Source organism: Acidovorax sp. NCPPB 3576 (assembly GCF_028473605.1).
Lineage (GTDB): Bacteria > Pseudomonadota > Gammaproteobacteria > Burkholderiales > Burkholderiaceae_C > Paracidovorax.
The window spans coordinates 3,324,805-3,350,407 of sequence record NZ_CP097267.1 but is presented as its reverse complement, the minus strand read 5'-3'; the positions used below and the strand labels follow the sequence as shown (position 1 = coordinate 3,350,407).

Annotated in this window: 25 protein-coding genes; 20 read left to right on the top strand and 5 right to left on the bottom strand. The window is 68.8% G+C overall.

Annotation, left to right across the window (positions count from 1 at the left end):
* The first annotated feature begins 82 nt into the window (after nucleotides 1-82).
* Nucleotides 83-1,669: a sensor domain-containing diguanylate cyclase gene (locus M5C98_RS15445; RefSeq protein ID WP_272548323.1), complete on the top strand. Its 1,587-nt coding sequence runs from the start codon at nucleotides 83-85 to the stop codon at nucleotides 1,667-1,669.
* 41 nt (nucleotides 1,670-1,710) lie between these two features.
* Here M5C98_RS15445 and M5C98_RS15440 read toward each other — a convergent pair whose 3' ends face one another.
* On the bottom strand, nucleotides 1,711-2,655 hold the full coding sequence (locus tag M5C98_RS15440) for a LysR substrate-binding domain-containing protein (RefSeq protein WP_272548322.1): 945 nt from the start codon (nucleotides 2,653-2,655) through the stop codon (nucleotides 1,711-1,713).
* Between the two features lie 256 nt (nucleotides 2,656-2,911).
* On the opposite strand from M5C98_RS15440, the gene M5C98_RS15435 reads away from it, so the two are divergent.
* The 6 genes from M5C98_RS15435 (at nucleotide 2,912) to M5C98_RS15410 (ending at nucleotide 8,731) form a co-directional block, all read left to right on the top strand.
* Nucleotides 2,912-4,144 (top strand): metal-dependent hydrolase family protein, encoded by a 1,233-nt coding sequence (locus tag M5C98_RS15435; RefSeq protein ID WP_272548321.1) that lies wholly within the window; start codon nucleotides 2,912-2,914, stop codon nucleotides 4,142-4,144.
* Between the two features lie 31 nt (nucleotides 4,145-4,175).
* Nucleotides 4,176-5,396, top strand: coding sequence for an ABC transporter substrate-binding protein (locus M5C98_RS15430; RefSeq protein ID WP_272548320.1), 1,221 nt, complete (start codon nucleotides 4,176-4,178; stop codon nucleotides 5,394-5,396).
* 72 nt (nucleotides 5,397-5,468) lie between these two features.
* Nucleotides 5,469-6,344: a branched-chain amino acid ABC transporter permease gene (locus M5C98_RS15425; protein WP_272548319.1), complete on the top strand. Its 876-nt coding sequence runs from the start codon at nucleotides 5,469-5,471 to the stop codon at nucleotides 6,342-6,344.
* 19 nt (nucleotides 6,345-6,363) lie between these two features.
* Nucleotides 6,364-7,242, top strand: a complete 879-nt coding sequence (locus M5C98_RS15420) for a branched-chain amino acid ABC transporter permease (protein WP_272548318.1) — start codon at nucleotides 6,364-6,366, stop codon at nucleotides 7,240-7,242.
* The gene (locus tag M5C98_RS15415; protein WP_272548317.1) at nucleotides 7,239-8,000 is read left to right on the top strand and encodes an ABC transporter ATP-binding protein; all 762 of its coding nucleotides are present in this window, start codon (nucleotides 7,239-7,241) and stop codon (nucleotides 7,998-8,000) included. Before M5C98_RS15420 ends, M5C98_RS15415 begins: the two co-directional genes overlap by 4 nt.
* The gene (locus M5C98_RS15410; RefSeq protein ID WP_272548316.1) at nucleotides 7,997-8,731 is read left to right on the top strand and encodes an ABC transporter ATP-binding protein; all 735 of its coding nucleotides are present in this window, start codon (nucleotides 7,997-7,999) and stop codon (nucleotides 8,729-8,731) included. The genes M5C98_RS15415 and M5C98_RS15410 overlap by 4 nt, the downstream gene beginning before the upstream one ends.
* A 123-nt stretch (nucleotides 8,732-8,854) precedes the next feature.
* On the opposite strand, the gene M5C98_RS15405 is transcribed toward M5C98_RS15410, so the two are convergent.
* Nucleotides 8,855-9,298 (bottom strand): universal stress protein, encoded by a 444-nt coding sequence (locus M5C98_RS15405; RefSeq protein ID WP_272548315.1) that lies wholly within the window; start codon nucleotides 9,296-9,298, stop codon nucleotides 8,855-8,857.
* Between the two features lie 107 nt (nucleotides 9,299-9,405).
* Between M5C98_RS15405 and M5C98_RS15400 the strand changes: the two genes are divergently transcribed.
* From M5C98_RS15400 to M5C98_RS15360, 9 genes are all read left to right on the top strand, one after another.
* On the top strand, nucleotides 9,406-11,907 hold the full coding sequence (locus M5C98_RS15400) for a heavy metal translocating P-type ATPase (RefSeq protein WP_272548314.1): 2,502 nt from the start codon (nucleotides 9,406-9,408) through the stop codon (nucleotides 11,905-11,907).
* Nucleotides 11,907-12,044: a cbb3-type cytochrome oxidase assembly protein CcoS gene (gene ccoS, locus M5C98_RS15395; protein ID WP_272548313.1), complete on the top strand. Its 138-nt coding sequence runs from the start codon at nucleotides 11,907-11,909 to the stop codon at nucleotides 12,042-12,044. Before M5C98_RS15400 ends, ccoS begins: the two co-directional genes overlap by 1 nt.
* A 219-nt stretch (nucleotides 12,045-12,263) precedes the next feature.
* A complete protein-coding gene (gene ccoN, locus M5C98_RS15390; protein ID WP_272548312.1) occupies nucleotides 12,264-13,703 on the top strand; it encodes a cytochrome-c oxidase, cbb3-type subunit I in 1,440 nt (479 codons plus the stop codon).
* 19 nt (nucleotides 13,704-13,722) lie between these two features.
* A complete protein-coding gene (gene ccoO, locus M5C98_RS15385) occupies nucleotides 13,723-14,352 on the top strand; it encodes a cytochrome-c oxidase, cbb3-type subunit II (protein WP_272548311.1) in 630 nt (209 codons plus the stop codon).
* Nucleotides 14,353-14,372: 20 nt separating this feature from the next.
* The gene (locus tag M5C98_RS15380) at nucleotides 14,373-14,510 is read left to right on the top strand and encodes a cbb3-type cytochrome oxidase subunit 3 (protein WP_272548310.1); all 138 of its coding nucleotides are present in this window, start codon (nucleotides 14,373-14,375) and stop codon (nucleotides 14,508-14,510) included.
* Nucleotides 14,511-14,534: 24 nt separating this feature from the next.
* Entirely contained in the window at nucleotides 14,535-15,449 is a 915-nt protein-coding gene (gene ccoP, locus M5C98_RS15375) for a cytochrome-c oxidase, cbb3-type subunit III (RefSeq protein ID WP_272548309.1), read from the top strand.
* Nucleotides 15,450-15,558: 109 nt separating this feature from the next.
* Nucleotides 15,559-17,007 carry a cytochrome c oxidase accessory protein CcoG gene (gene ccoG, locus M5C98_RS15370; RefSeq protein WP_272548308.1) on the top strand — a complete coding sequence of 483 codons (1,449 nt, stop codon included), beginning with the start codon at nucleotides 15,559-15,561 and terminating at the stop codon, nucleotides 17,005-17,007.
* Between the two features lie 85 nt (nucleotides 17,008-17,092).
* Nucleotides 17,093-17,380 (top strand): FixH family protein, encoded by a 288-nt coding sequence (locus tag M5C98_RS15365; RefSeq protein WP_272548307.1) that lies wholly within the window; start codon nucleotides 17,093-17,095, stop codon nucleotides 17,378-17,380.
* A gap of 46 nt (nucleotides 17,381-17,426) precedes the next feature.
* A complete protein-coding gene (locus M5C98_RS15360) occupies nucleotides 17,427-17,720 on the top strand; it encodes a hypothetical protein (protein ID WP_272548306.1) in 294 nt (97 codons plus the stop codon).
* A 31-nt stretch (nucleotides 17,721-17,751) separates the two neighbouring features.
* On the opposite strand, the gene fnr is transcribed toward M5C98_RS15360, so the two are convergent.
* Complete coding sequence (fnr, locus tag M5C98_RS15355) at nucleotides 17,752-18,471, bottom strand: fumarate/nitrate reduction transcriptional regulator Fnr (protein WP_272548305.1); 720 nt, start codon at nucleotides 18,469-18,471, stop codon at nucleotides 17,752-17,754.
* A 175-nt stretch (nucleotides 18,472-18,646) separates the two neighbouring features.
* Here fnr and hemN point away from each other — a divergent pair, with 175 nt between their 5' ends.
* From hemN to M5C98_RS15335, 4 genes are all read left to right on the top strand, one after another.
* Nucleotides 18,647-20,029, top strand: a complete 1,383-nt coding sequence (gene hemN, locus M5C98_RS15350) for an oxygen-independent coproporphyrinogen III oxidase (RefSeq protein ID WP_272548304.1) — start codon at nucleotides 18,647-18,649, stop codon at nucleotides 20,027-20,029.
* Between the two features lie 15 nt (nucleotides 20,030-20,044).
* Nucleotides 20,045-20,803, top strand: coding sequence for a sulfite exporter TauE/SafE family protein (locus tag M5C98_RS15345; RefSeq protein WP_272548303.1), 759 nt, complete (start codon nucleotides 20,045-20,047; stop codon nucleotides 20,801-20,803).
* Between the two features lie 146 nt (nucleotides 20,804-20,949).
* On the top strand, nucleotides 20,950-22,248 hold the full coding sequence (locus tag M5C98_RS15340; protein ID WP_272548302.1) for an HD-GYP domain-containing protein: 1,299 nt from the start codon (nucleotides 20,950-20,952) through the stop codon (nucleotides 22,246-22,248).
* Nucleotides 22,245-24,719 carry a sensor domain-containing protein gene (locus M5C98_RS15335; RefSeq protein WP_272548301.1) on the top strand — a complete coding sequence of 825 codons (2,475 nt, stop codon included), beginning with the start codon at nucleotides 22,245-22,247 and terminating at the stop codon, nucleotides 24,717-24,719. Before M5C98_RS15340 ends, M5C98_RS15335 begins: the two co-directional genes overlap by 4 nt.
* 260 nt (nucleotides 24,720-24,979) lie before the next feature.
* Here M5C98_RS15335 and M5C98_RS15330 read toward each other — a convergent pair whose 3' ends face one another.
* Nucleotides 24,980-25,381, bottom strand: coding sequence for a cell division protein ZapA (locus tag M5C98_RS15330; protein WP_272548300.1), 402 nt, complete (start codon nucleotides 25,379-25,381; stop codon nucleotides 24,980-24,982).
* The gene (locus tag M5C98_RS15325; RefSeq protein ID WP_272548299.1) at nucleotides 25,378-25,599 is read right to left on the bottom strand and encodes a DUF904 domain-containing protein; all 222 of its coding nucleotides are present in this window, start codon (nucleotides 25,597-25,599) and stop codon (nucleotides 25,378-25,380) included. The genes M5C98_RS15330 and M5C98_RS15325 overlap by 4 nt, the downstream gene beginning before the upstream one ends.
* Nucleotides 25,600-25,603 lie beyond the last annotated feature (4 nt).

The following is a 25,603-nucleotide window of genomic DNA, read 5'->3' as shown; positions in this document are numbered from 1 at the left end:
GCCATCGAGGGGAAAGCCGCTTCACCGATGCGTGGGCCGGTGCTAACCTGAAAGCGCCCTGGCCCTTACGGAACCGTGCTGAATGCCTGTCGTTTTGCCCCGCCCCCCGGCGCCTCCCACCCCCCCGGCGCCCGCCGGCAAGGACCGCTCCGTCACCTCGACGGTGCTGTTCGTCGTGCTGGTGGCGTTGCTGCTGGTCGCCTCCAACGTGTGGCTGGCCTGGCGCGCGCGGGATGCCGAATGGCAGCAGGCCTCCGATTCGGCACGCAACCTCACGCATGCGGTCTCGCAGCAAAGCGATGCCATGTTCGCCGAGGTGGGCCGGGTGCTTGCCAGCGTGGTGTACGAACTGGAGCGCTCGGACATGTCGCCCGAGGCGCTGGAGCGCCTGCAGCCTGTGCTGGTGACGCATGTGGCCCAGGCCGAGCACCTGCACGGCATGTTCATCTTCGGGCGGGACGGCAGCTGGCTCGTCAATTCGCAGCCGGTGCAAAACCCCCAGGCCAACAATGCCGACCGTGCCTATTTCATCCACCACCGCGACAGCCCGAGCACGCGCGTTGCCATCGGCAAGCCGATCGTCAGCCGCTCCTCGGGCGTGTGGGTGATCCCCGTGTCGCGGCGGATCGACGACGCCGATGGCCAGTTCGCCGGCGTGGCCCTGGGCACGATCCGCGTGGACTATGTGCTGGGCCTGCTCAACGGGCTGAAGATCGGGGAGAAAGGGGCCATCGCCTTGCTGCTGGGCGACGGCACCATCCTGGTCCGGCGCCCCTTCTTCACCGAAGACCTGGGGCGCAGCCTGGCCGATTCCGCCCTCTATCGCGTCCTGGCGGAAAGCCGGGCCGGCACGACGACCGCGCCATCGCCCATCGACGGCGTTCGCCGCCTGATCAGCTTCGAGCATGGCCGAAACAACCCGTTGCTGATCGCCGTGGCACTGGCGGAAGACGAAGTGCTGGCCCAATGGCGCCGCGCGGCCTCGGTGCAGGCTTTCGGCATCCTGCTGCTGACGGCCGTGATCGCGCTGGCCGGGGGCGGCGTCATCCGGGCGGCCCGGCTCCGCCGCGATGTCGAGCGCGACCTGACCGCGGCGCGCGATGCCCTGATGCTGGCCAACGACCAACTGGAACACCTGGCAGAACACGACGGCCTGACGGGCCTGTACAACCGCCGCGCCTACGACCGGCACATCGCCGACGCGATGGCCCGGTGCCGGCGCAGCCGCACGCCGGTGTCGGTGGTCATGTTCGATGTGGACTTCTTCAAGAAATACAACGACCTCTTCGGCCACCCCAGCGGCGACGAGTGCCTGCGCCAGGTGGCGAAGGCCCTGGAATCCTCGGTGCGCCGGCCGGGCGACCTGGTGGCGCGCTACGGCGGCGAGGAGTTCGTGATCGTGCTGCCCGAAACCGATGCATCCGGCGCGGCCCTGGTGGCCTCCGCCGCGCGCGCGGCCGTGCGGGCGCTGGAAATGCCGCACCCCGAGAGCCCCTTCGGCTATCTGACGGTCAGCGGCGGCCTGGCCTGCTGCGACTGGACGCCCGGTGCCCCCGACAGCGCGCAGGCCCTGCTGGCCCAGGCCGATGCGGCGCTGTACGCCGCCAAGCAGGGCGGGCGCAATGCGGTGCGGTCGTTGGCCGATCCCGGCGGCGCCTCCAGCCCCTGACCCCGGCAGCCCTGAGGCAGGCCGTGCGCGGCGCCTCGGCCTTACTGCGGCGCCGCCGCCGGGTCCGCCCCGCAGAAGATGCACCCTGGCGCGGGCGAGGTGCCTTCGCCCGGGTCCGTGCCCGCCGCGTGGCTGCAGCAGTGCTCCAGCCAGCCGCTCACCAGCCGGTACACCGACAGGTTGGTGCGTGCCGTGGGCGCGCACAGGTAGTAGCCCAGCGGGCTCTGGAAGCGCTGGCCCAGCGGCTCGACCAGCGTGCCGGCCTGCAGTTCGTCCTCCACCAGGCAGGTGGGCACGATGCCCACGCCGAAGCCCGACACCGCCGCGCGGATGATGAGCGAGTACAGGTTGAACCCCGGCCCGAAGCGGCTGCCGCCCGTGTCGCACGCATTCGCGGCCATCCAGTCGTGCCAGGCCAGCGGCACCTCGATGTGCTGCAGCAGCGTGGCGCGCTGCAGGTCGGCCTTGGTGCGCAGCGGCAGGGTGTCGCGCAGTTGCGGGCTGCACACGATGCTGGTTTCCTGCCCGATCAGGTAGCGGGCGTTGGCGCTGGGCCAGTTGCCGTAGCCGTACTGGATGGCGGCGTCGAACTCGTGCGGCACCGCGAAATCGTGCGCGTGCTGGTAGCGCACGAAGTTCAGCGACACCTGCGGCAGCGTGCGCTTGAAGTGCCCCAGGCGCGGAAACAGCCACTGCGCCGCGAACGTGGGCGGCACCGAGAGGTTCAGCGCGCCGCCGTCGCCGCCATAGGACATGAGCTGGGCCGTCGCCGATTCGAGCGCGGCGATGGCCGGGCGCGTGGCGTTGAGGTAGGTGGCGCCCGCATCGGTCAGCTCCAGCCCCGACGAACGGCGGATGAAGAGCTTCTGGCCCAGGTAGTCCTCCAGCGAGGCGATGTGGCGGCTGATGGCGCTTTGCGTGACGCACAGCTCCTTGGCCGCCATGGTGAAGGCGTGGTGCTTTGCCGCAGAGTGGAAAGCATTCAATTCGGAGAGGGTGGGGCAGAGGCGGCGCATGCAGTGATATGAGCTGTAGTCATGGGCGGGTGAGATTTTAGGCGTTGCGGCCGGCGGTCATTGGCCTGATAAATGCAACCTGTGACGGCGTGATGACGGCGTTTTGGCGGTGTTCCCCGAATGAAGGTGCCAGCATGCACCACCTTCGGGACATTGCGGGACCCCGGCCATCGATGCCCGCAGCCCATGAGTAATTTCGAAGCCCTTTTTTTGAACCTTCCTTTTCATGACCGCTTTGTTGATTGAAAACAGCCGCGTGCTGGATGTGCATGCCCTGGCGCTGCGCACGGGTGTTTCGGTGCTGGTGCAGGACGGCCGCATCGCCGCCATGGGCGAGGGCCTTGAGGCGCCCGAGGGCGCGACGGTGGTCGATGCGCGCGGCATGACGCTCATGCCCGGCCTGATCGACTGCCACGTGCACGTGGTGGCCTCGTCGTTCAACCTGGGTGCGGTGGCCAGGATGCCGAACGTGTTCACCATGCTGCGCTCGCTGCCCATCATGAAGGGCATGCTGGAGCGCGGCTTCACCTCGGTGCGCGATGCGGGCGGCGGCGACTGGTCGCTGGCCGAAGCGGTGCGCACGGGGCTGGTGCAGGGCCCGCGCATCTTCCCCTCGGGCAAGGCGCTGTCGCAGACGGGCGGGCATGCGGACTTCCGCCAGCGCAACGACGACCTGGACGTGTGTTCGTGCGCCTACAAGCTGGGCAACATCGGCCGCGTGGTCGATGGCGTGGACGCCTGCCGCCTCGCGGTGCGCGAAGAGATCCTGAAGGGCGCCACGCAGATCAAGGTCATGGCCTCGGGCGGCGTGGCCTCGCCCAACGACCCGATCAACAACCTGGGCTATTCCGAAGCCGAGCTGCGCGCCATCGTGGAGGAGGCCTCCAATGCCAACACCTACGTGATGGCCCATGCCTACACGCCCCGCGCCATCGCCCGTGCCGTGCGCTGCGGCGTGCGCACCATCGAGCACGGTAACCTGGTGGATGCCCCCACGGCCGAGCTGATGGCCGAGCTGGGCGCCTTCATGGTGCCCACGCTCGTCACCTACGAGGGCCTGGCCAACGAGGGCGAGCGCTACGGCCTGCCGGCGGTGTCCATCGCCAAGATCGACTCGGTGCGCGGCCAGGGCAGGCAGGCCATCGAGATCCTCGCCAAGGCCGGCGTGAAGATGGGCCTGGGCAGCGACCTGCTGGCCGAAACGCATTACCTGCAGGCCGACGAACTGCGCCTGCGCGCCGACGTGCTGGGCAACGGCCCGGTGCTGCAGCAGGCCACGCTGGTGGGCGCCGAGATCCTCGGGCAGCAGGGCCAGCTGGGCGAAGTGACGCCGGGCGCCATCGCCGACCTGTTGCTGGTGGACGGCAACCCGCTCGCCGACATCGCCTGCCTGCTGAACCAGGGCGAGCGCATCCGCGCCATCGTCAAGGACGGCGCCTTCGTGAAAAACAACCTCTGACACCAACCCCCTGACCTGACCGGAGAACACCATGCAACGTAGAAATTTCGTCAAGCTCGGCGGCGCCGCTGCCGCCCTGCAGTGCCTTCCCTCCATCGGTTTCAGCCAGCAGGGCGAGGTCTTCCGCATCGGCTCGCTCACGCCCATCACCGGCGCGGGCAGCCCGTACGGCCCGGGCATGCAGCAGGCCATCCGCCTGGCGGTGGACGAGGTCAATGCTGCGGGTGGCGCGGGCGGACGCAAGCTCGAACTCTTCACCGAAGACGACCAGACCAAGCCGGATGCGGCCGTGCTGGCCGCCAAGAAGCTGATCGAAGTGAACAAGGTGCAGGCCGTGCTGGGCACCTGGGCCTCGGGCGTGACGCTGGCGGTGATGCCGCTGACCGATGCGGCCGGCATCATCCAGATGAACGTGTCGGGAGCGCCCGCCATCTCCACGCTCGACACCAAGGACCTGGTGTGGCGCTTTCAGGCCACCAACGACCGCTTCGGCGCGGCGTTCGCCGAGATCTGCGCCAAGCGCGGCTTCAAGCGCCCGGCCACCATGGCGTTCAACAACGCCTCGGGCCTGGGCAACGTGGAAGGCTTCACCAAGGTCTGGGAAAAGCGCGGCGGCAAGGTGGCGGCGCACGTCACGTACGAGCCCAGCCGCCCCAGCTACCGCAGCGAGCTGCAGAAGATCCTGGCGGCCAAGCCCGATGTGATCGTGATGGGCTCGTACCTGCCCGACACCACCATCATCCTGCGCGAATGGTTCCAGTCCGGCGCCGACAATAAGTGGGTCATCCCCGGCTGGGCGGCCAACCCCGACCTGGTGAAGGCGCTGGGCGCCGAAGTGTGCGAAGGCATCATTTCGGTGGAGACGGTCTCCAACGAAAAGAGCACGTCGTACGCGCAGTTCGACGCGGCCTTCACCAAGGCCACGGGCAAGGCGGCCTCCACCAACATCTACGCCGCCATGGCCTACGACATGGTGATCTCGCTGGCCCTGGCCATGGAAGCGGCCGGCCCCAAGGCCACGGTGGAGCAGGTCAACGCCAAGCTGCGCGAGGTGTCCAACGCGCCTGGCACCGCCGTGTACTCGTTCGCCGAAGGCAAGGCCCAACTGGGCAAGAAGGCCAAGGTGAACTACGAAGGCGCGTCCAGCAAGCTGGACTTCGATAAGTTCGGCGACGCCACGCCCGACTTCGGCGTGTTCATCATCGAAAAGGGCCAGCTGGTGCGCCGCGACGTGGTGTCCATCACGGTGTGAGCGGCTGTGCCCGGGCGGCCATGTGGATGGCCCGGGCTTTCTGACAAGGCAGGGTAAGAACGAGATGACGCAATGACCTGGATCGCTTTCGCAAACCTGTTGATCAATGGATTGATCGAAGGCCTGGTGGTGGCGCTGCCCGCACTGGCCATGACCCTGGTGATGGGCGTCAACCGCTTTCCCAACGCGGCCACGGGCGACTTCCTGACCACCGGCGCCTATGCCGCCGTGGCGGTGCAGATGCTGGGCGGCTGGCCGCTGTGGGCCGCGGCGCTGGCGAGCATGGCCGCGACCGCCGTGGTGTCCGCGGGCTCGTACACGCTGATCTTTCGCAAGCTGGCCGGGCGGCCCATGGTGTCGTCCATGCTGGCGGCCATCGGCCTGGGCTTTCTGCTGCGCAGTCTGATTTCGTTCTTCGCCGGGCACGACCAGCGCACGTTCGACCTGCCGCTGGTGCGGGCCTGGAACTTCGGCGGCGTGCGCCTGCTGCCGACCGACGTGGCCATCGCGGGCATCGCCGTGCTGTGCCTGCTGGTGGTGTTCGTGCTCATCTACAAAACGAGCTTCGGGCGCCAGCTGCGCGCCGTGGCCGACAGCGCCGATCTGGCGCGCGCCAGCGGCATCCGCGCGGGCGGGCTCATGCTCAGCCTGTGGGTGCTGGTGGGGGCACTGTCGGCCATCGGCGGCGTGCTGCTGGGCATGAAGGCCATCGTCAGCCCCGAGATGGGCTGGGAAAGCTTGATTCCCGCCTTCGCCGCCATGGTGCTGGGCGGCATCGGCAGCCCGGTGGGCGCGGTGCTGGGCGCGCTGCTGCTGTGCGTGGCGCAGGAGCTGGCCGTGCCGCTGCTGGGGCCGTCGTACAAGCTGGTGCTGTCGTTCGTGGTGCTGGCACTGGTGCTGCTGCTGCGCCCGGCCGGCATCATGGGCCGCGTGCAGCGGGTGCGCTGATGCCGAAGGAGCCGAATCCATGATTGCCTACCTTTGCGCCATCGGCGTCATCGCCCTCATCTACTGCCTGCTCGCGCTGGGCCTGAACCTGCAGTTCGGACTCACGCGGCTGGTGAACTTCGGCGTGGTGGCGTTCTTCGCCGTGGGCGCCTATACCTCGGGCCTGCTGTCGCTGCAGGGCGTGCCGCTGGCGCTGTGCTTCGTGGCCGCGGGCGTGCTGTCGGGCCTGCTGGCGCTGCCCATTGGCCTGCTGTCGCTGCGGCTGCGCGACGACTACCTGGCCATCGTCACGCTCGGCTTCTCGGAGGCCGTGCGCATCTCCATCCAGCAGGAAAGCTGGCTCACCAAGGGCGTGCAGGGCCTGCCGGGCCTGCCCAAGCTGTTCGCGGCCTGGGGGCCGGTGTCGGACGTGGCCACGTTCGCCACCTTGCTCGCGCTGGTCGCACTGGTGTCCTGGGGCACGGTGCGGCTCACGCGCAGCCCCTTCGGGCGGCTGCTGAAAGCCATCGGCGACGACGAGGCCGCGCTGTCGGCCCTGGGCAAGGACCCGGCGTGGTTCAAGGTGCAGGTGTTCATGCTGGGCGCGGCGCTGGCCGGCGTGGCGGGCGCGTTCTACGCGCACTTCATCACCTTCATCACGCCCGAGCAGTTCATTCCGCTCATCACGTTCTACGTGTGGATGGGCCTGGTGATGGGCGGCGCCGGCACGGTGCGCGGCGCGGTCTTCGGCTCGCTGCTGCTCATGGTGTTCCTGGAGGGCTCGCGCTTCGCCAAGGACTGGGTGCCGGGCGTGTCCGAAGTGGGCATGGCCAGCCTGCGCCTGGCCGCCGTGGGCCTGGCGCTGATCCTCGTCACGCTGTACCGGCCCAACGGGCTTTTCGGAGGCCCCTCGAAATGACGCTGCTCAAAGTGGAAGCCGTGACCCGGCTGTTCGGCGGCTTCAGGGCGGTGGACGATGTGTCGCTGCAGCTGGCCGAGCAGGAGATCCTGGGCATTGCCGGCACCAACGGCGCGGGCAAGAGCACCTTGTTCGCCGCCATCGCCGGCCAGCAGCCGGCCGATGCGGGGCGCATCACGTTCACGGGCCAGGACATCACCCGCGTGCCGCCGCACCGCCGCGCGCGCATGGGCCTGGTGCGCACGTTCCAGATCCCGCGCGAATTCAAGAGCCTCACCGTGCACGAGAACCTGCTGGCCGCTGCCGCCAATCCGCAGGGCGAGCGGCTGGTGAACGCGTTCTTCCAGACGCGCAGCCTGCGCGAGCACGAAGCGCAGCTGGCCGCCAAGGCCGACGGCATCCTCCAGTTCCTGAACCTGGCGCGCGTGCGCGACGTGCGGGCGGGCGGCCTGTCGGGCGGGCAAAAGAAGCTGGTGGAGCTGGGCCGCGTGCTCATGCTGGACCCGCGCTGCATCCTGCTGGACGAGCCTTTCGCCGGCGTGAACCCGGTGCTCATCGAAGAGATCTGCGACCGCGTGCGCGAGCTGCACGGGCGCGGCATCGCCTTCATCGTGATCGAGCACCACCTGCAGGCGCTCAAGGCGCTGTCCCACCGCATGATCGTGATGGACCGCGGCCGCATCCTCGCCGAGGGCGATCCGCACACCGTGCTGGACGACCCGCGCGTGCAAGAGGCCTACATGGGAGGGGTGGTATGACCAGCGCATCGCACAACGGCAGCGGCAGCGGCAACCTGCTGCAGATCGGGCAGCTGCGCGGCGGCTATTCGGACGTGGACATCATCCACGGCATCGACCTGGCCGTCGCGCCGGGCGAGATCGTCACCATCGCCGGCACCAACGGCGCGGGCAAGTCCACGCTGGTGAAGGCGCTGCTGGGCCTGCTGCCGCGCGTGGCGGGCAGCATCCACCTGGGCGGGCGCGACATCACGCGGCTGTCGGCCGAAGACCGGTTCGACGCCGGCCTGGCCTACGTGCCCCAGGTGGCCAACGTGTTCCCCTCGCTCACCGTGCGCGAGAACCTGCTGGTGGTGCGCGGCGTGCCGCACGTCAAGCGCCGCATGGATGCGGTGCTGGCGGATTTTCCCGCCCTGGTCGAGCGCCTGCCGCAGCCGGCCAGCAACCTCTCGGGCGGCGAACGCCAGCAACTGGCCTTCGCCCGCGCGTTGATGCCCTCGCCGCGCATCATGGTGCTGGACGAGCCCACGGCGGCGCTGGCGCCCTCGCTGGTCGGCAAGGTGTTCGACATGGTGCGCACGCTGCCCGCCGCCGGCGTGGCGGTGCTGATGGTGGAGCAGCGCGCGCGCCAGGCGCTGCAGATCAGCCAGCAGGGCTACATCCTCGACCAGGGGCGCTGCGTGCTGCAGGGCCCGGCCGGCGGACTGCTGGCCGACGAGCGCATGGCGCAGCTGTACCTGGGCAACCACTGATGGCGGAGACGGAGGCGCGCGCTGCAGGCGGATGCTCCGTTTTTTATAGCAATATGCCCTGGTACTGATTGCGCTGGAGGGCGATTCGATGCGCAATCATCCTGTCGTGCGGATCGCCCCCGGTCAGCGTAGCACCAGCACGGGGATGTGCGAGTGGGTCAGAACGTGCTGCGTTTCGCTGCCCAGCAGCAGCCGCTGCAGGCCCTTGCGCCCATGCGAGGCCATCACGATCAGGTCGCACTGGTGCTTGCGGGCCGCGGCGATCACCGCCTCGGCGACGAGGTCTGACTTGGTGACCACCGCCTTCACCGCCACGCCCTGGGCGCTGCCCAGCGTCTTGATGCCGTCCACCAGCGCCTTGGCGGCTGCTGTCCACTGCGCCTCGATGCGCTTGGCATCGCCCTTGTCCACGACGGAGCCGCCTTCGAAGTAGCTGCGCGGATAGCGCGGCACCACCTTGAGCACGACCACGGCGGCGCCGCTCAGCGCCGCCAGCGCGAGGCCGTGGTCCACGGCCTTGCCGGAGAGCTCGGAGCCATCGGTGGCGATCAGGATGCGTTGGTACATGGAAGACTCCCGAAGTGGACGGAGGACGCCAGCTTACGAAGCCCGGGCATGGGCAGGCTTGATCCAGGTCAATGTGCGGACGGGGCAGGGCGCATAGCCTCGGGTCCATGCTGTCCCACCGCTTCGAGCCGACTCCCGACCGCCCCGATCTGGCCGCGGGAACGCGGGCCCCGGACGCTGTGTGCGCCGAGGGCGCCTCGCTGCTCGACGACCCGCAGGAGTGGCCGTCGTTCGGCCGTGCCCGCCTGCCTGCGGGTGCTGACGCTGGCGCCGATGCCGCCGCGCAGACCTGGGAATCGCATGTGGTGCTGGAAGGCATGCACTGCGCCGCCTGCGCCCTCACCATCGAGGAGGCCCTGCGCGCCGTGCCGGGCGTGGCGCAGGCCGATGTGAGCGCGGCCACCCGGCGCGCGCGCGTCGTGTGGAATGCGGCGCAGGTGCGGCCTTCGCAATGGATCGCCGCCGTGCGGCGCGCGGGCTACCGGGCCCTGCCGGCCATGGACGCCTTCGCGCGCGCCGAGCGCCAGCGCGAGCACCGCCGCGCGCTGTGGCGCTGGCTGGTGTCCGGCTTTTGCATGATGCAGGTGATGATGTACGCGTGGCCCGCCTACGTGGCGCAGCCGGGCGACCTCACGGCCGAGATGGAGCAACTGCTGCGCTGGGCCTCGTGGGTCATCACCCTGCCGGTGGTCATCTTCGCCTGCGGGCCGTTCTTTGCGAACGCGCTGCGCGACGTGCGGCTGCGCCGGGTGAGCATGGACCTGCCCGTGGCGCTGGGCATGGCCATCACCTTCGGGGTGAGCACGGCGGGCACCTTCGATCCCAGCGGAATCTTCGGGCGCGAGGTGTTCTACGACTCGCTGACCATGTTCGTGTTCTTTTTGCTCACCGGCCGCTGGCTGGAGCTGCGGCTGCGCGACCGCACGGCCGGCGCGCTGGAGGCGGTGATGAACCGCCTGCCCGATAGCGTGGAGCGCCTGGGGCCCGATGGCGCCTTCGTGCGCGTGGCCGTGCGGCGCCTGGCCGTGGGCGACACGGTGCGCGTGCTGCCGGGCGAGGCCTTCCCGGCCGATGGGCGCATCACGCGGGGCGACACGCTCGCGGACGAGGCCCTGCTCACGGGGGAGTCCACGCCCGTGGCGCGGCCCGAGGGCAGCGCGGTGACTGCCGGCAGCTACAACCTGCAGTCGGCCGTGCAGATGCGGGTGGAGCGCGTGGGCGCCGACACGCGCTTCGCCCAGATCGTGGCGCTGATGGAAAGCGCCTCGCTGCAAAAGCCCCGCCTGGCGCAACTGGCGGACCGCATCGCGCGGCCGTTTCTCATCGCGGTGCTGGCGGCCGCCGCGCTGGCCGCCGCGTGGTGGTGGCCCACCGACCCGGGCCATGCGCTCATGGTGGCGGTGGCGGTGCTCATCGTGACCTGCCCCTGCGCGCTGTCGCTCGCCACACCCGTGGCCATGCTGACCGCGGCGGGCACGCTGGCGCGCCAGGGCGTGCTGGTGCGCCACCTGCAGGCCCTGGAGGCCCTGGCGGGCGTGGACACCGTGGTGTTCGACAAGACCGGCACCCTCACGCGCGACGGCATGGCCGTGCGCGGCGTGCACCCGGCACCGGGCGTGGACCGGGCCGATGCCCTGGCGCTGGCCGCAGCCGTGGCCCGCCATTCCATGCACCCGGTGTCGCGGGCGCTGGTGGCTGCGGCATCGCAGCAGGGACTGGATGGCGCCACGCAGTGGCGGGTGCTGGAGGTGCAGGAACTGGCGGGCGAAGGCCTGGTGGCGCTCCTGCAGCAAGGCGGTGCCGGGCCGCAAGATGTGCCCGACGGGCGCGGCCGCCTGGCCCTGGGCGAGCGCACCGTGCGCCTGGGCTCGGTGCGCCATGCGGGCGCCGGCGGCCCGGCCGGTGATGGGGCCGAGGACAGCGCCGCGGGGCAGCAGGTGGTGCTGTCCGAGCAGCACAGCGACGGCACGCGGGTGGAGCTGGCCCGGTTCGACTGGCGCGAAGACCTGCGCCCCGAAGCGCCGCGCGCGGTGCGCCGCCTGCGCGATGCGGGCGTGGCCGTGCAGTTGCTCTCCGGCGACCGGCCCGGCGCGGTGCGGCGCATCGCCGCGCAGGTGGGCATCGAGCGGGCGCAGGGCGACTGCACGCCGCAGGACAAGCTCGCGCTGCTGCAGGCCGAGCAGGCGCGGGGCCACCGCGTGGCCATGGTGGGCGACGGGCTCAACGACGGGCCGGTGCTGGCGGGCGCGCATGTGTCGTTCGCCTTCGGCCGCGCCGTGCCGCTGGCGCAGTCGCGCGCCGATTTCGTGGTGATGGGCGGCGACCTGGAGCAGGTGGTGCAGACGCTGCTGCTGGCGCGCCGCACCCTGCGCGTGGTGCGGCAGAACCTGTGGTGGGCCGCGCTCTACAACGCGCTGTGCGTGCCGCTGGCCGTGGCGGGCCTCATGCCGGCGTGGCTGGCCGGGCTGGGCATGGCGCTCAGCTCGCTGCTGGTGGTCGCGAATGCGGCGCGGCTGGCGAAGGGGGCGGGTGGCGTGGTGGCCGGCGCCCAGGCAGCGCCCCTGGCCCCCGTGGCCCCAGGCGTCGCGGCCGTCGCGGAAGGCGTCTGATGGACATCCTGTACCTGCTCATTCCGCTGTCCGTGGTGCTGGTGCTGCTGGTGCTGATGGGCCTCGCTTGGGCCGTGCACCGCGGCCAGTTCGAGGACGTGGAGCAAGAGGGCGAACGCATCCTGCGCGACGACTGAGCGCACGCGATTCCGATTGCGATGGCGGCCGCCTGCGCCTGCTGCATGGCGAGGCCGGCGGTGCATCGCGTGGTGCTGCGCTGCACGCCCCGCGCGTCCTTCACCGCGCCTGAGCTTTCGGCGCAACACCCCGGCCGGATTCATCGCAACGATTGACATGCGTCAATGCCCCCAACGGGTATCCGGAAGAAACTTTCCGTGCAATCAAAGAGGTGCACGATGGAATCTCCAAAAACCGCTGCCGCGCATTACGACGACACCGTCGTCCGGCAGTTTTCGATCATGGCCGTGGTGTGGGGGGGGGTGGGCATGCTGGTCGGCGTCTTCATCGCCGCCCAGCTGGCCTGGCCGGAACTCAACTTCGGCATTCCCTGGCTCAGCTACGGCCGCCTGCGGCCGCTGCACACCAACGCGGTGATCTTCGCCTTCGGCGGCTGCGCGCTGTTCGCGACCAGCTACTACGTGGCGCAGCGCACCTGCCAGGTGCGCCTGTTCGCGGGGCCACTGGCTTCGTTCACGTTCTGGGGCTGGCAGCTCGTCATCGTGGCGGCGGCCATCAGCCTGCCGCTGGGCTACACCACCGGCAAGGAATACGCCGAACTGGAGTGGCCCATCGACATCCTGATCACGCTGGTGTGGGTGTCGTATGCCATCGTGTTCTTCGGCACCATCGGCCGCCGCAAGGTGCGCCACATCTACGTGGCCAACTGGTTCTTCGGCGCGTTCATCCTGGCGGTGGCGCTGCTGCACCTGGTCAACAGCGCCGAAGTGCCTGCGGGCTGGATGAAGAGCTACTCGGCCTATGCCGGCGTGCAGGACGCGATGGTGCAGTGGTGGTATGGCCACAATGCCGTGGGCTTCTTCCTCACCGCGGGCTTCCTCGGGATGATGTATTACTTCATCCCCAAGCAGGCCGGCCGCCCGGTGTACAGCTACCGCCTGTCGATCGTGCACTTCTGGGCGCTGATCTTCACCTACATGTGGGCGGGCCCCCACCACCTGCACTACACCGCGCTGCCGGACTGGACGCAATCGGTGGGCATGGTGTTCTCGCTGATCCTGCTGGCGCCCAGCTGGGGCGGGATGATCAACGGCGTGATGACGCTGTCGGGCGCCTGGCACAAGCTGCGCGACGACCCCATCCTGCGTTTCCTGATCGTGTCGCTGTCGTTCTACGGCATGGCCACGTTCGAGGGCCCGATGATGTCCATCAAGACCGTCAACGCGCTCAGCCACTACACCGACTGGACCGTGGGCCACGTGCATGCCGGCGCCCTGGGCTGGGTGGGCCTGATCACCATGGGTTCGCTGTACTACCTGATTCCGCGCCTGTTCGGCCGGGAAAAGATGCACTCGGTGCCCGCCATCGAGCTGCACTTCTGGATGTCCACCATCGGCATCGTGATGTACATCGCCGCGATGTGGATCGCCGGCGTCATGCAGGGCCTGATGTGGCGCGCGATCAATCCCGACGGCACGCTCACCTATACCTTCGTTGAAAGCGTGAAGGCCACCTATCCGTTCTACGTGGTCCGCTTCGCCGGCGGCCTGCTGTACCTGGGCGGCATGCTGGTGATGGCCTGGAACGTGTGGGCCACCGCCATCTCGGGCCGCTCGGTCAAGGTGTCGATCCCTGCCGTGAACACAGCCCATGCCTGAGCCCCGAGGAGCGCATTCCATGTCCGAACACAACCCCAAATCGGCCGGCTTCTCGCACGAGAAGATCGAGACCAACAACTTCCTGATGATCGTGCTGATCGTGCTGGTGGTCGCCATCGGCGGCCTGGCCGAGATCGTGCCGCTGTTCTTCCAGAAGTCCACCACCGAGCCCGTGACGGGCGTGCAGCCCTACACCGCGGTGCAGCTGCTGGGCCGCGACATCTACCTGCGCGAGGGTTGCTACAACTGCCACTCGCAGATGATCCGCCCCTTCCGCGCCGAGACGCTGCGCTACGGCCACTATTCGGTGGCCGGCGAGTTCGTGTACGACCACCCCTTCCAGTGGGGCAGCAAGCGCACCGGCCCCGACCTGCACCGCGTGGGCGGCAAGTACAGCGACGAGTGGCACCGCATCCACCTGAACAACCCGCGCGACGTCGTGCCCGAATCCAACATGCCCGCCTACAGCTGGCTGGAGAAGACGCCCGTCGATCCCGCCGTGGCTGCGCCGCGCATGAAGGCGCTGCGCACGGTGGGCGTGCCCTACACCGACGAGCAGATCGCCGCCGCGTCCGAGGAGGTCAAGGGCAAGACCGAGATGGACGTGCTCGTGGCCTACCTGCAGGTCATGGGCCGCGCCCTCAAGTAACGAACCCCAAGGAGCTGGTCATGGACATCACCACTGTGCGCATCGTCGCCACGCTGGCATCGCTGGCGTGCTTCCTCGGCATCCTGGTCTGGGCGTTCTCGCGCCGCAACCGGGCCCGGTTCGAGGAGGCCGCGCGCCTGCCCTTCGAGCAAGACTGATCCGCAAAAAACAATGAGAACGACATGAGTGACTTCACCCACAATTTCTGGTCGCTGTACGTAGCGGGGCTGACCGTGGTCGGCATTCTGGGCTGCCTGCTGCTGCTCTGGATCACGGCGCGCAAGAAGGTCGCCCCCAGCAGCGACAACACCACGGGCCACGTCTGGGACGAGGACCTGCGGGAGATGGACAACCCCATGCCGCGCTGGTGGATGTGGCTGTTCGTGCTCACCATCGTCTTCGGCTTCGGCTACCTGGCCGTCTATCCGGGCCTGGGCCGCTTCGCCGGCCAGTTCGGCTGGACGCAGGCCGGCGAGTACGAGGCCGAGATGGCCAAGGCCCGCACCGAGCTTGCGCCGCTGTACGCGCGCTTCGCCGCGATGAAGACCGAGGAGATGGCCGCCAACCCCGAGGCCATGGCCATCGGCGAGCGCCTGTTCATGAACAACTGCGCGCAGTGCCACGGCTCGGACGCACGCGGCAGCAAGGGCTTTCCCAGCCTGGCCGACAACGACTGGCTGCACGGCGGCGCGCCGGAGAACATCCGCGAGACGCTGGAGAAGGGCCGCATGGGCACCATGCCGCCCATGGCCGCGGCCGTGGGCTCGCCCGAGGACATCCGCAACCTCGCGCACTATGTGCTGAGCCTGTCGGGCAGCCCGCACGATTCGCTGCGCGCTTCGCTGGGCAAGTCCAAGTTCACTGCCTGCGCGGCTTGCCACGGCATGGACGGCAAGGGCAACACGGCCCTGGGCGCGCCCAACCTGACCGACGACATCTGGCTGCACGGCTGGGGCGAGGCGGCCATCACCGCCATGGTCAACCACGGCAAGGTCAACGTGATGCCCGCCCAGGCCGACAAGCTGACCGAGGCGCAGATCGGCGTGCTCACCGCCTACGTGTGGGGCCTGTCCAACCGCGCGAACGCGGTGCGCTGAACGAGCCGATGACCCCGAGGAACGCGATCTCCGCCCCTGGCGGTGCACCCTGGCCGGCGGTGCCGCCGCTTGAGCGTTCCTTTGCCGGCCGACCCTTTCGAGAACTGCCATGAAGCCACCCAGCGGGCCTGCCCGCAAGGTCATTCCCATCACCCCGGTCGCGCCTGGCGCCGCCGATGCGGCCGCCGAGATGGTGTCGCTGTACGAGGCGCAAAAGAAGATCTACCCGCGCTCCATCCACGGCGCTTTCGCCCGCTGGCGCTGGGCCATGGTGGCCCTCACGCAGCTCGTGTTCTATGTGATGCCCTGGCTGCAGTGGGGCGAGCGGCAGATGGTGCTGTTCGACCTGGGGGCGCGGCGCTTTTACCTGTTCGGGCTGGTGCTGTACCCGCAGGATTTCATCTACCTCACGGGCCTGCTGATCGTCAGCGCCATGTCGCTGTTCCTGTTCACCGCGGTGGCGGGGCGCCTGTGGTGCGGCTTCGCCTGCCCGCAGACGGTGTACACCGAGATCTTCATGTGGATCGAGCACCGGGTGGAGGGCGACCGCAGCGCGCGCCTGCGCCTGGACGCCGGGGGCTGGACCTTCGAGAAGGTGCGCAAGAAGGCGCTCAAGCAGTTCCTCTGGATCGCGGTGGCGCTGTGGACGGGCTTCACCTTCGTGGGCTACTTCGTGCCCATCCGCCAGCTGTCGGGCGAGCTGCTGGCGATGCAGGGCGGCTGGCAGATCTTCTGGGTGCTGTTCTACGGCTTCGCCACCTACGGCAATGCCGGCTTCATGCGCGAGCAGGTGTGCAAGTACATGTGCCCCTACGCACGCTTTCAGAGCGCCATGTTCGACCGCGACACGCTCATCGTCACCTACGACGACGCGCGCGGCGAGCCGCGCGGGCCGCGCACCAAGACGGTGGATTACAAGGCCAAGGGATTGGGCGACTGCATCGATTGCACGCTGTGCGTGCAGGTGTGCCCGGTGGGCATCGACATCCGCAACGGCCTGCAGTACGAGTGCATCGGCTGCGGGCTGTGCGTGGACGCCTGCAACACGGTGATGGACAAGATGCACTACCCGCCGGGGCTGATCCGCTTTTCCACCCAGAACGGCGTGGCGGCGGGCTGGGGGCGCGCGCAGATGCTGCGCCGCGTGCTGCGCCCCCGCGTGCTGATCTACAGCGCGGTGCTGGTGGCGCTGTGCGTGGGGCTGCTGGCCAGCCTGGTCATGCGAACGCCGCTCAAGGTGGACGTGGTGCGCGACCGCGCCGCGCTCTCGCGCATCGTGGCCGGCGGGCAGCTGGAGAACATCTACCGCCTGCAGATCATGAACGCCACCGAGTCCGGCCAGCGCTACCGCATCGGCGCGAGCGGACTGCAGGGGCTGCGCGTGGCGTCCGATGCCGAGGTGGAGATCGGCGCGGCCGAATCCCGCTGGGTGGCCGTGCGCCTGCAGATTCCCTACGGCTCCGCGCCGCCCGGATCGCATGCCGTGCAGTTCGACGTGCAGGCGCTGGGCTCGGGCGGCCATGTCGCCGAGAAGTCGGTGTTCCTGGTGCCGCGATGAGAGCCGCCGGCCCCACCGTTTCGATTCCAGGCGCCAGGCCTTCGGCCCGGCCGCCTTTCCTTCTTTCCTGTCAGGAGTGAACACCATGCCGTCCCCTACCGTCGCCACCGCACCGGTTTCCGTTCCTTCGTCCGCTCCCTGGTGGAAGTTCGGCTTCGTCTGGATGGTCATTGCCGGGCCGGCCATCGTGGTCGTGGCGGGCTTTACCACGCTGTGGGTGGCGATCGTGCGCCCCGACCCGGTGGTGGCCGAGGACTATTACCGCCAGGGCATCGAGATCAACAAGACGCTGGGCGGCCAGTCGAACAGCCTGGCCCCGGCCATGAAGGCGCGCAACCATGCGGCCACCCCCGCGCAGGACCAGCCGCGCTGAAAAGCGGCTGGTCCGCACCCCCCCCCGAAACGAGGAGACAAGCGCAATGTGGACCCAACGCCTCATGTGGATTGCATGGCCCGCCTTCCTGATGGCGGGCGTGCTGGAAATGCTGGTCTTTGCCCTGGTGGACCCGCAGGACATGCACTGGTTCGGACAGCCGCTGGCGCTCTCGCGCGAGGGCGTCTACACCATCGCTTTTTTTGCTTTCTGGCTGGTGACGATGGCGTCGAGCGCGCTCACCACGCTGCTGGCCATGTCGCCGTTCGAGCTGAACCGCTGCCCCGTGCCGGTGACCGACCGGCCCGCCGACTGCGCGCGCCACCACCCGGGCGCATGAGGTGCGAGCGTCGGTGCCTGTGCCGGGCCGCTCAGTGGCAGTTCTGCGAGTTCACGATGCGCTTGAGCGCGTCGGTTTCCAGGATGCGCACGTGGCGCTGCTTGACCTCGACGATGCCGTCCTCGACGAACTTCGAGAAAGTGCGGCTCACCGTCTCGAGCTTGAGCCCGAGGTAGCTGCCGATTTCCTCGCGCGTCATGCGCAGCACGAGTTCGGACTGCGAGAAGCCCCGCGCATGCAGGCGCTGCACCAGGTTGAGCAGGAAGGCCGCCAGGCGCTCTTCCGCCCGCATGCTGCCCAAGAGCAGCATCACGCCGTGCTCGCGCACGATCTCGCGGCTCATGATCTTGTGCACGTGGTGCTGCAGCGCCGTGACCTCGCGCGACAGCTCTTCGATGCGGTCGAAGGGCATGACGCAGACCTCGGCATCTTCCAGCGCGATGGCGTCGCAGGTGTGGTGGTCGCTGACGATGCCGTCCAGGCCGATGATCTCGCCGGCCATCTGAAAGCCCGTGACCTGGTCGCGGCCGTCCTCGGTGGCCACGCAGGTCTTGAAGAAGCCGGTGCGGATGGCGAAGAGCGAACTGAAGGGCTCGCCATTGTGGAACAGGGTGGCTCCCCGCTTGACCTTGCGGCGCACGGCCACGATGTCGTCGATCCGTTGCAATTGCTGGTCGTTCAGACCCAGCGGCATGCACAACTCGCGAAGGTTGCAGTTCGAGCAGGCCACTTTGATGGTTTGCGGATTCATGGACAAGGCCTTTGCGTTGAGGAGAGGGCGGCTGCCGGCAGGGTGGGAGACCCCGGGCGAACGCAGGGCACCTGTCATGGATCAATTGTGGCAGTGTGCGCCTGCAGAACCCTTGACCCATGTCAAGGGTTTCCCGTAAGGGCTGCGGCACATTGGGCAGGCACAAGGAAATCCCATGATCGCTGTCACCCCTGAACTCCTGCGCCGCTTCGACGTGCCCGGCCCCCGCTACACCTCCTACCCGACGGCCGACCGGTTCGTGGAGGCCTTCGGGCAGGACGAATACGTTCTCGCTCTGCAGCAGCGCCGCCTGGGGTCCGCCGCGAAGGCGCTGCCCCTGTCGCTGTATGTGCACATCCCGTTCTGCGAATCGCTTTGCTACTACTGCGCCTGCAACAAGATCATCACCCGGCATCCCGAGCGGGCCGAGGTGTACCTGCGCTACCTCAGCCGCGAGATCGACCTGCACACGGCCCAGTGCGGCGTGGGGCAGGTGGTGAGCCAGCTGCACCTGGGCGGGGGCAGCCCGACGTTCCTGTCGGACGACGGCCTGCGGTCGCTGATGGCCATGCTCCAGCGCAGCTTCACGCTCGCGCCTGGCGGCGAGTATTCGATCGAGATCGATCCGCGCACGGTCAATGCGGACCGGCTGGCGCTGCTGGCCGAGCTGGGCTTCAACCGCCTGAGCTTCGGCGTGCAGGACTTCGACCCCGAAGTGCAGAAAGCCGTGCACCGCATCCAGCCGGCAGGCCAGGTCTTCGACCTGGTGGCCAGCGCGCGGGCGCTGGGGTTCGAATCGATCAACGTGGACCTGATCTACGGCCTGCCGCGGCAGACGCCCGAGTCTTTCGAGCGCACGCTCGAGCAGGTCGGCCGGTTGCGGCCCGACCGCATCGCGCTGTATGCCTATGCCCACCTGCCCGAGCGCTTCAAGCCCCAGCGCCGCATCGTGCCGGCCGATCTGCCGCTGGCGGCGTCGAAGGTGGCCATGCTGTCGCAATCGCTGCGGGCGTTCCAGGACGCCGGCTACGTCTATGTGGGCATGGACCACTTCGCGCTGCCGGGCGACGCGCTGGCCGTGGCCAAGCGCCAGGGCCGGCTGCACCGCAACTTCCAGGGCTACAGCACCCAGCCCGACTGCGACCTGCTCGGCCTGGGCGTGTCGGCCATCGGCCGCGTGGGCGCGACCTACAGCCAGAACGCCAAGACGCTGGACGAGTACTACGACTTCATCAACCAGGGGCGCCTGCCGGTCGTGCGCGGCCTGGCGCTCACGCGCGACGACCTGGTGCGCCGCTCCGTGATCATGGCGCTGATGTGCCAGGGCGAGGTGCTGTTCGAGCCGGTGGAGCAGGCGTGGCTGATCGATTTCCGGCAGTACTTCGCTGCCGAGCTGCAGGCGCTGGAGGATCTGCAGGCGCAGGGCCTGGTCGTGCTCGGCCAGGAAGGCATCGAGGTCACCGCCATGGGCTGGTTCTTCGTGCGCGGCGTGGCCATGCTTTTTGACCGCTACCTGCAGGCCGACCGCAATCGCGCGCGGTTCTCCCGCATCATCTGAAGGGACGGGGAAGGCATGCCCGATACCCTGGTCTGGACCGCGTTGGCCATGGGGCTGGCGGGCGGCCCGCATTGCCTGGCGATGTGCGCGGCGCCCTGCGGGGCGCTGGTGCGCGCTGGCGGCCCGGACCACGCCACGGCGGAAAACGCAGGGGCGCAGCCGGTGCGATGGGCGGGCCGCGGCGTGGCTTTGCCGGCGGGCCGCCTCTGGACGCGGCCCTTCGCCTTCCATCTGGGGCGGCTGGCCGGGTACGCCCTCGCGGGCGCCCTGGCGGCCTGGGCGATGGACCGCCTGGCCTGGCTGACCCAGCAGGCAACTGCGCTGCGCCCTGCATGGACGCTGCTGCATGTCGCCGTGCTCGCCTGGGCCGTGCTGCTGGTCTTTCAGGCGCGGCAACCGGCCTGGGTGGACCACGCGGGCCGGTTGCTGTGGCGGCGCGTCGCCCCCTGGGTTCGATCGCCCGGCGGCCTGTTTTCCACGGGTTTTGCATGGGCCTTGATGCCCTGCGGCCTCTTGTATTCCGCGCTGCTGCTCGCGGCCTTGACCGGAAACCCCTGGCGCGGGGCGCTGGCCATGGTCTGCTTCGGCGCGGGGGGCGCGGCCTGGCTGGTGGCCGGCCAGTGGATCTGGCAACGGCTGCGCAGCGGCGGTGCGGCCGGGGGCGCCAGGGGAGGGTGGGGCGTGCGGGTGTCCGGCCTGCTGCTGTTCGGCATTGCCGCCTGGGGACTGTGGATGGACGTTTTCCACCGGCAGGCCGAGCCCTGGTGCCTGTAGCCACCAGCCCTGAACGCGGGGTTAATCACGGCTATCGTGATCGGGGTTTGTGAAGTTTTTGACATTTGATTCGAGGGTGTATTAACTGGTGATAATGGTTACCAATACCCCGGCGTCCCCGTGGCGCCTTCCGGTGCCCCCCGAAAGTGACCAATCCCCTCCTCATCGATGTCGGCCGGCTGCGCGTAGGCATGTTCATCCAGCTCGATCTGGGCTGGATGAACCATCCCTTTCCAGTCAGCAGCTTCCGCATCGCGTCGCCGGAGCAGATCAGCACGCTGGCCGCCTTGGGGCTGTCCCAGGTGCGCTGGATACCTTCCAAAAGCGATCCGTCGGTGCAGGGCCTGCTGCCGCCCGGCCATCCCTCCGCACCCGATCCGGTCACTGAGGCAGCGCGGGAGTCCGTGGTGGAAGGGCCTTCCATCGCGCAGGCATCGATGGCGGAGTTCCGCGAGCGCATCAAGGCGCAGAGCCGCTCGCTGGCCGCCTGCGACGAGCGCTTTGCGCGTGCCACCCGGGTGTACGAACGCCTGGCCACCAGCGCCGAACAAGACCCGTCCGAGGCGCGTTCCTCGTCCAACGCGCTGGTTTCCACCTGCGTGGATGAGCTGCTCGACCAGGGCGATTCCGCCATCCGCCTGCTCTCCGAGCGGGTGGGCACGCGCGCGGCCCTGCATTCGGTCAACGTGATGGTGCTGTCGCTGCTGCTGGGCAAGGCGCTGGGCATGCTGGGCGACGACCTGCAGCCCCTGGGCGCAGCGGCGCTGCTGCACGACCTGGGCAAGATCACGCTGCCGCCCCATGTGGCCCAGCCACATTCCGCACTGGGCCCGGCCGACCAGGCCCTGTACGAGGCGCATGTCGGCGAATCCGTCGTGCTGGCAGAGCGCATGGGCCTGGGTACCGCCGTCGTCGAGGCCATCGCGCAGCACCATGAAATGGCCGATGGCACCGGATTCCCGCTCCAGCTCAAAGGGGCTGACATATCCCGCGGCGGGCAGGTGCTGGCGCTGGTCAACTACTACGACCGGCTGTGCAACCCGCTGCGGGGCGCCAATGCGCTCACCCCGCACGAGGCGCTGTCGGTGATCTTCGCGCAGCACAAGCAGCGGTTCGATGCCGTGGTGCTGCGGGCTTTCATCCGCATGATGGGCGTGTATCCGCCGGGATCGATCGTGCAGTTGGTCGATGACCGCTACGCCATCGTGACGGCCGTGAACTCGGCCCGCCCGCTGCGGCCCAGGGTGATCGTGCACGAGTCCGGTGTCTCCAAGGACGATGCCCTGGTGATCGACCTGGAAGACCAGCCGGCGCTGGGCATCCGCCGCAGCCTTCGCCCGGCGCAGTTGCCGCGCGATGCGCTCGACTACCTGTCGCCCCGCAAGCGCATCTGCTACTACTTCGAACGGGCCGTAGAAGCCGCGCCGACCGGGGCGCAGTCGTGATCCGCGGCCCCCAGGGCAGCGTGTGGCGTGCCGTGTTCGATGGGCTGCTGGAGGCGGTCTGGCTGGTGGAGCCCGAGGGGCTCACCGTGCGCTTCGCCAACCAGGGGGCGGCCGCGCTGCTCGGGCGTTCGCCCGAAGCCATGGAAGGCGCCAACGCGGTCGAGCTGCTGGCCTGCACGCCGGAAGACCTGTATTTCTGGGCGCAGGACCGCGATGCGCTGATGCGCGGCATCCACTCGCACTCCGGCCTGCTGGGCGGCGATGGACAGTTCATTCCGGTGGACCGGCGCGTGTCACGGGTGGATTCGCCAGCGGGCGAGGCCCTGTTGCTGGTGACCATGATCGACCGGCGCGAGCAGGCCTCGAACGAGCGCGAATTGGAGATATTGCTTTCCGAACTGCGCGCCACGCTCGACTCTGCCGCCGACGGCATGCTGGTGTACGACATGGGCGGACGCATGCGGGCCTTCAACCAGCGGCTGGCACAGCTGTGGGGCATGCCCGAGGACCTGCTCGTGCAGCGCAACGACGCCGCCGTGGTCGCCCACATGCAGCAGCAGGTGGCCGATGCCGATGCCTACCGGGCGCGGCTGTCCTCCATCGCGCTGGAGCCCGGACGCGAGACCTCCGACATCCTTCACCTGCGCAACGGCACCATCATCGAGCGCCGCTCGGTGCCGCAGCTCAGCCAGGGCCGGCCCGTGGGCCGGGTGTTCTCGTTTCGCGACGTGACGCTCAACGCCGAGGCGCAGGCCAGCCTGCGGCTGGCTGCGCGCGTTTTCGACTCCAGCCTGGATGCCATCTTCATCGCCGACGACCGCCACCAGATCGTGCGGATGAACCCCAGTTGCGAGCGGCTGATCGGCGCGCCCGCCGTGGCCTTGCAGGGCGTGCCTGCGGCATCGATCTTCGGCGCCGAAGACGCGCACGCGGGCTGGATGGAGCATGTGCTGGCGGCGTGGGAACGCGACGGTTTCTGGGAGGGCGAGCTTTGCCTGCCCGAGAGCGGCGCGAGCGGCACCGCTAAGCCCGCGTGCGCGGTGCACCTGTCGTGGGTGGTGCTGCGCAGCGAGGAGGGCAATGCGCTGCAGAGCATCGGCTTCATGCGCGACCTCACGCAGCAGCATGCGGCTCGCACGCGCATCGAAGAGCTGGCCTACAGCGACGTGCTCACCGGGCTGCCCAACCGCCTGCGCCTGTCGCGCCGCGTGGGCGAGGCCATCGATTCGATCCAGGCATCGCGGTTGGATGCAGGTGGTTTCGCCATCCTGTTCGTTGACCTGGACCGCTTCAAGATCATCAACGACTCCCTGGGCCATCTGTTCGGCGACCGCGTGCTGCAGATCGTGGCCAAGCGCCTGCAGGGCTGCCTGCGCCAGAGCGACATGCTGTGCCGCCTGGGCGGCGACGAGTTCGTGGTGTACCTGCACGGGGGCGATGCCGCCATCGCCGAAGGCGTGGCCCGACGCATGCTCGAGGACATGCTGCGGCCCTTCATGCTCGACGGCATGGGGTTTTCCATCCAGTGCAGCATCGGCGTGGCGCTGTACCCGCAGGACGGCGAGACGCTGGACGACCTCATCAAGCAGGCCGACACCGCCATGTACCGCGTGAAGGAGCGCGGCCGTGGAAGCTACGGCTTCTACCAGCCGCAGATGAATGCCGATCTGCTGTCGCGCATGAAGCTCGAGCACGCCATGCGGCAGGCCCTGGGCCAGCAGCGCATGGTGGTGCACTACCAGCCGCAGGTCGCCATGGCGACCGGCGGCGTGGTGGGGGCCGAAGCACTGCTGCGCTGGACCGATCCGGAACTGGGGCCCATCTCGCCGGGCGTGTTCATTCCGCTGGCGGAAGAGTCCGGCTACATCATCACGCTGGGTTCGTGGGTCATGGAGCAGGCCGTGCAGGAGGCCGCGCGCTGGTTGCGGTCGGGCTCGCCGCTCGTCATGGCGGTGAACGTGTCGGCGCTGGAGTTTCGCCAGCCCGACTTCGTGGAGCGGCTCACGCGGCTTTTGCTCAAGCATGGCCTGCCGGCCAAGCTGCTCGAACTGGAACTGACCGAAACCATCTTGCTGCAGGATGCGCAGGAGATGGAGCAGCGCCTGGTGGCCCTGGCCGAACTGGGCGTCGGCCTGGCCATCGACGACTTCGGCACGGGTTATTCCAGCCTGGCCTATCTGAAGAAACTGGCGATCCACAAGCTCAAGATCGACCAGTCGTTCGTGCGTGGCCTGCCCGACGACGAGGGCGACCGCGCGATCATCAATGCCATCGTGCACATGGGGCGTGCGCTGCACATCGAGGTGGTGGCGGAGGGCGTGGAAACGCAGCAGCAGCGCAAGGCGCTGGAGCAGATGGACTGCCGTTATTTCCAGGGGTATTTGTGCGCGCCGGCCATGCCTGCCGAGGCTTTCAGGAGCCTTCTGGCAAGCCGCCAGAGCTATTCGTGGGAACTGCCGGCGCCGGCATGAGCCCGCGCCGCGAAGAAACAGGTGTCTGCGAATGCCACCGGACCGGCATCCTGAACCGGGGGTTCAGGTGGGCGAGGGCAGCCAGGCGTTGGGTTCATCTGACGCGAGATGATCACGCTCACCGGGCAATGTACCAAGCCCGTGCTCAATGAGCATTGGTTCAAGGAAATATAAAGCCCGGCAGCACCGCAGACGTCCCCATTGTAGGCGCTGCATCCACGGCGCGCGAGCGGCCGTTGCGTAACCGTTTTTAATGAAGGCTAAAGCAGGCGTCCGTCGTCGCCGAGCGCATCGTCCAGGCGGCGCAGAAGCAACTGCATCTGGCCGGACGGGTCGCCCGCCAGGGAGGCATGCGATGGCGCCGGGCCATCGGTGAATTGCGGGCCTTCGGCACGGGCCAGCGGCGCGGGCTCCGTCGGGGCCGTGGCCTGGGCCTGAGCGGCGGAGGCCAGGTCGGCCTCTTCGCGGTCGGCGATCTCGAAGGCCAGGTTGAGCGCCGCCAGCACGGCGATACGCTCGCGGGCCCGCACCTTGCCGGCATCGCGGATGCGAGTCATGGCGGTGTCCACGCGCTCCACGGCCTGCAGCAGGCGCGATTCGTGGCCCTCGGGGCAGCCCAGCAGGTAGCTCTGCTGCATGATCTGGACTTCGATCTGCTTCATTCGGCGTCCTTCGAGGGGGGCGTCGCGGGCAGGCTCTCCAGCAGCGCGTCCACACGGGCGCGGGCGGTGTTGAGCCGGGATTTGAGCGAGTCTCGCTCCTGGGTGAGATGGACCACCTGGGCGGTCAGCAAGGCATTGGCGCGTTGCAGTTCCGCATGGCGCAACAGCAGCCGCTCCACGCGTTCGGCGATCTGGTCGATGGGAGAGGATGGATCCATACAG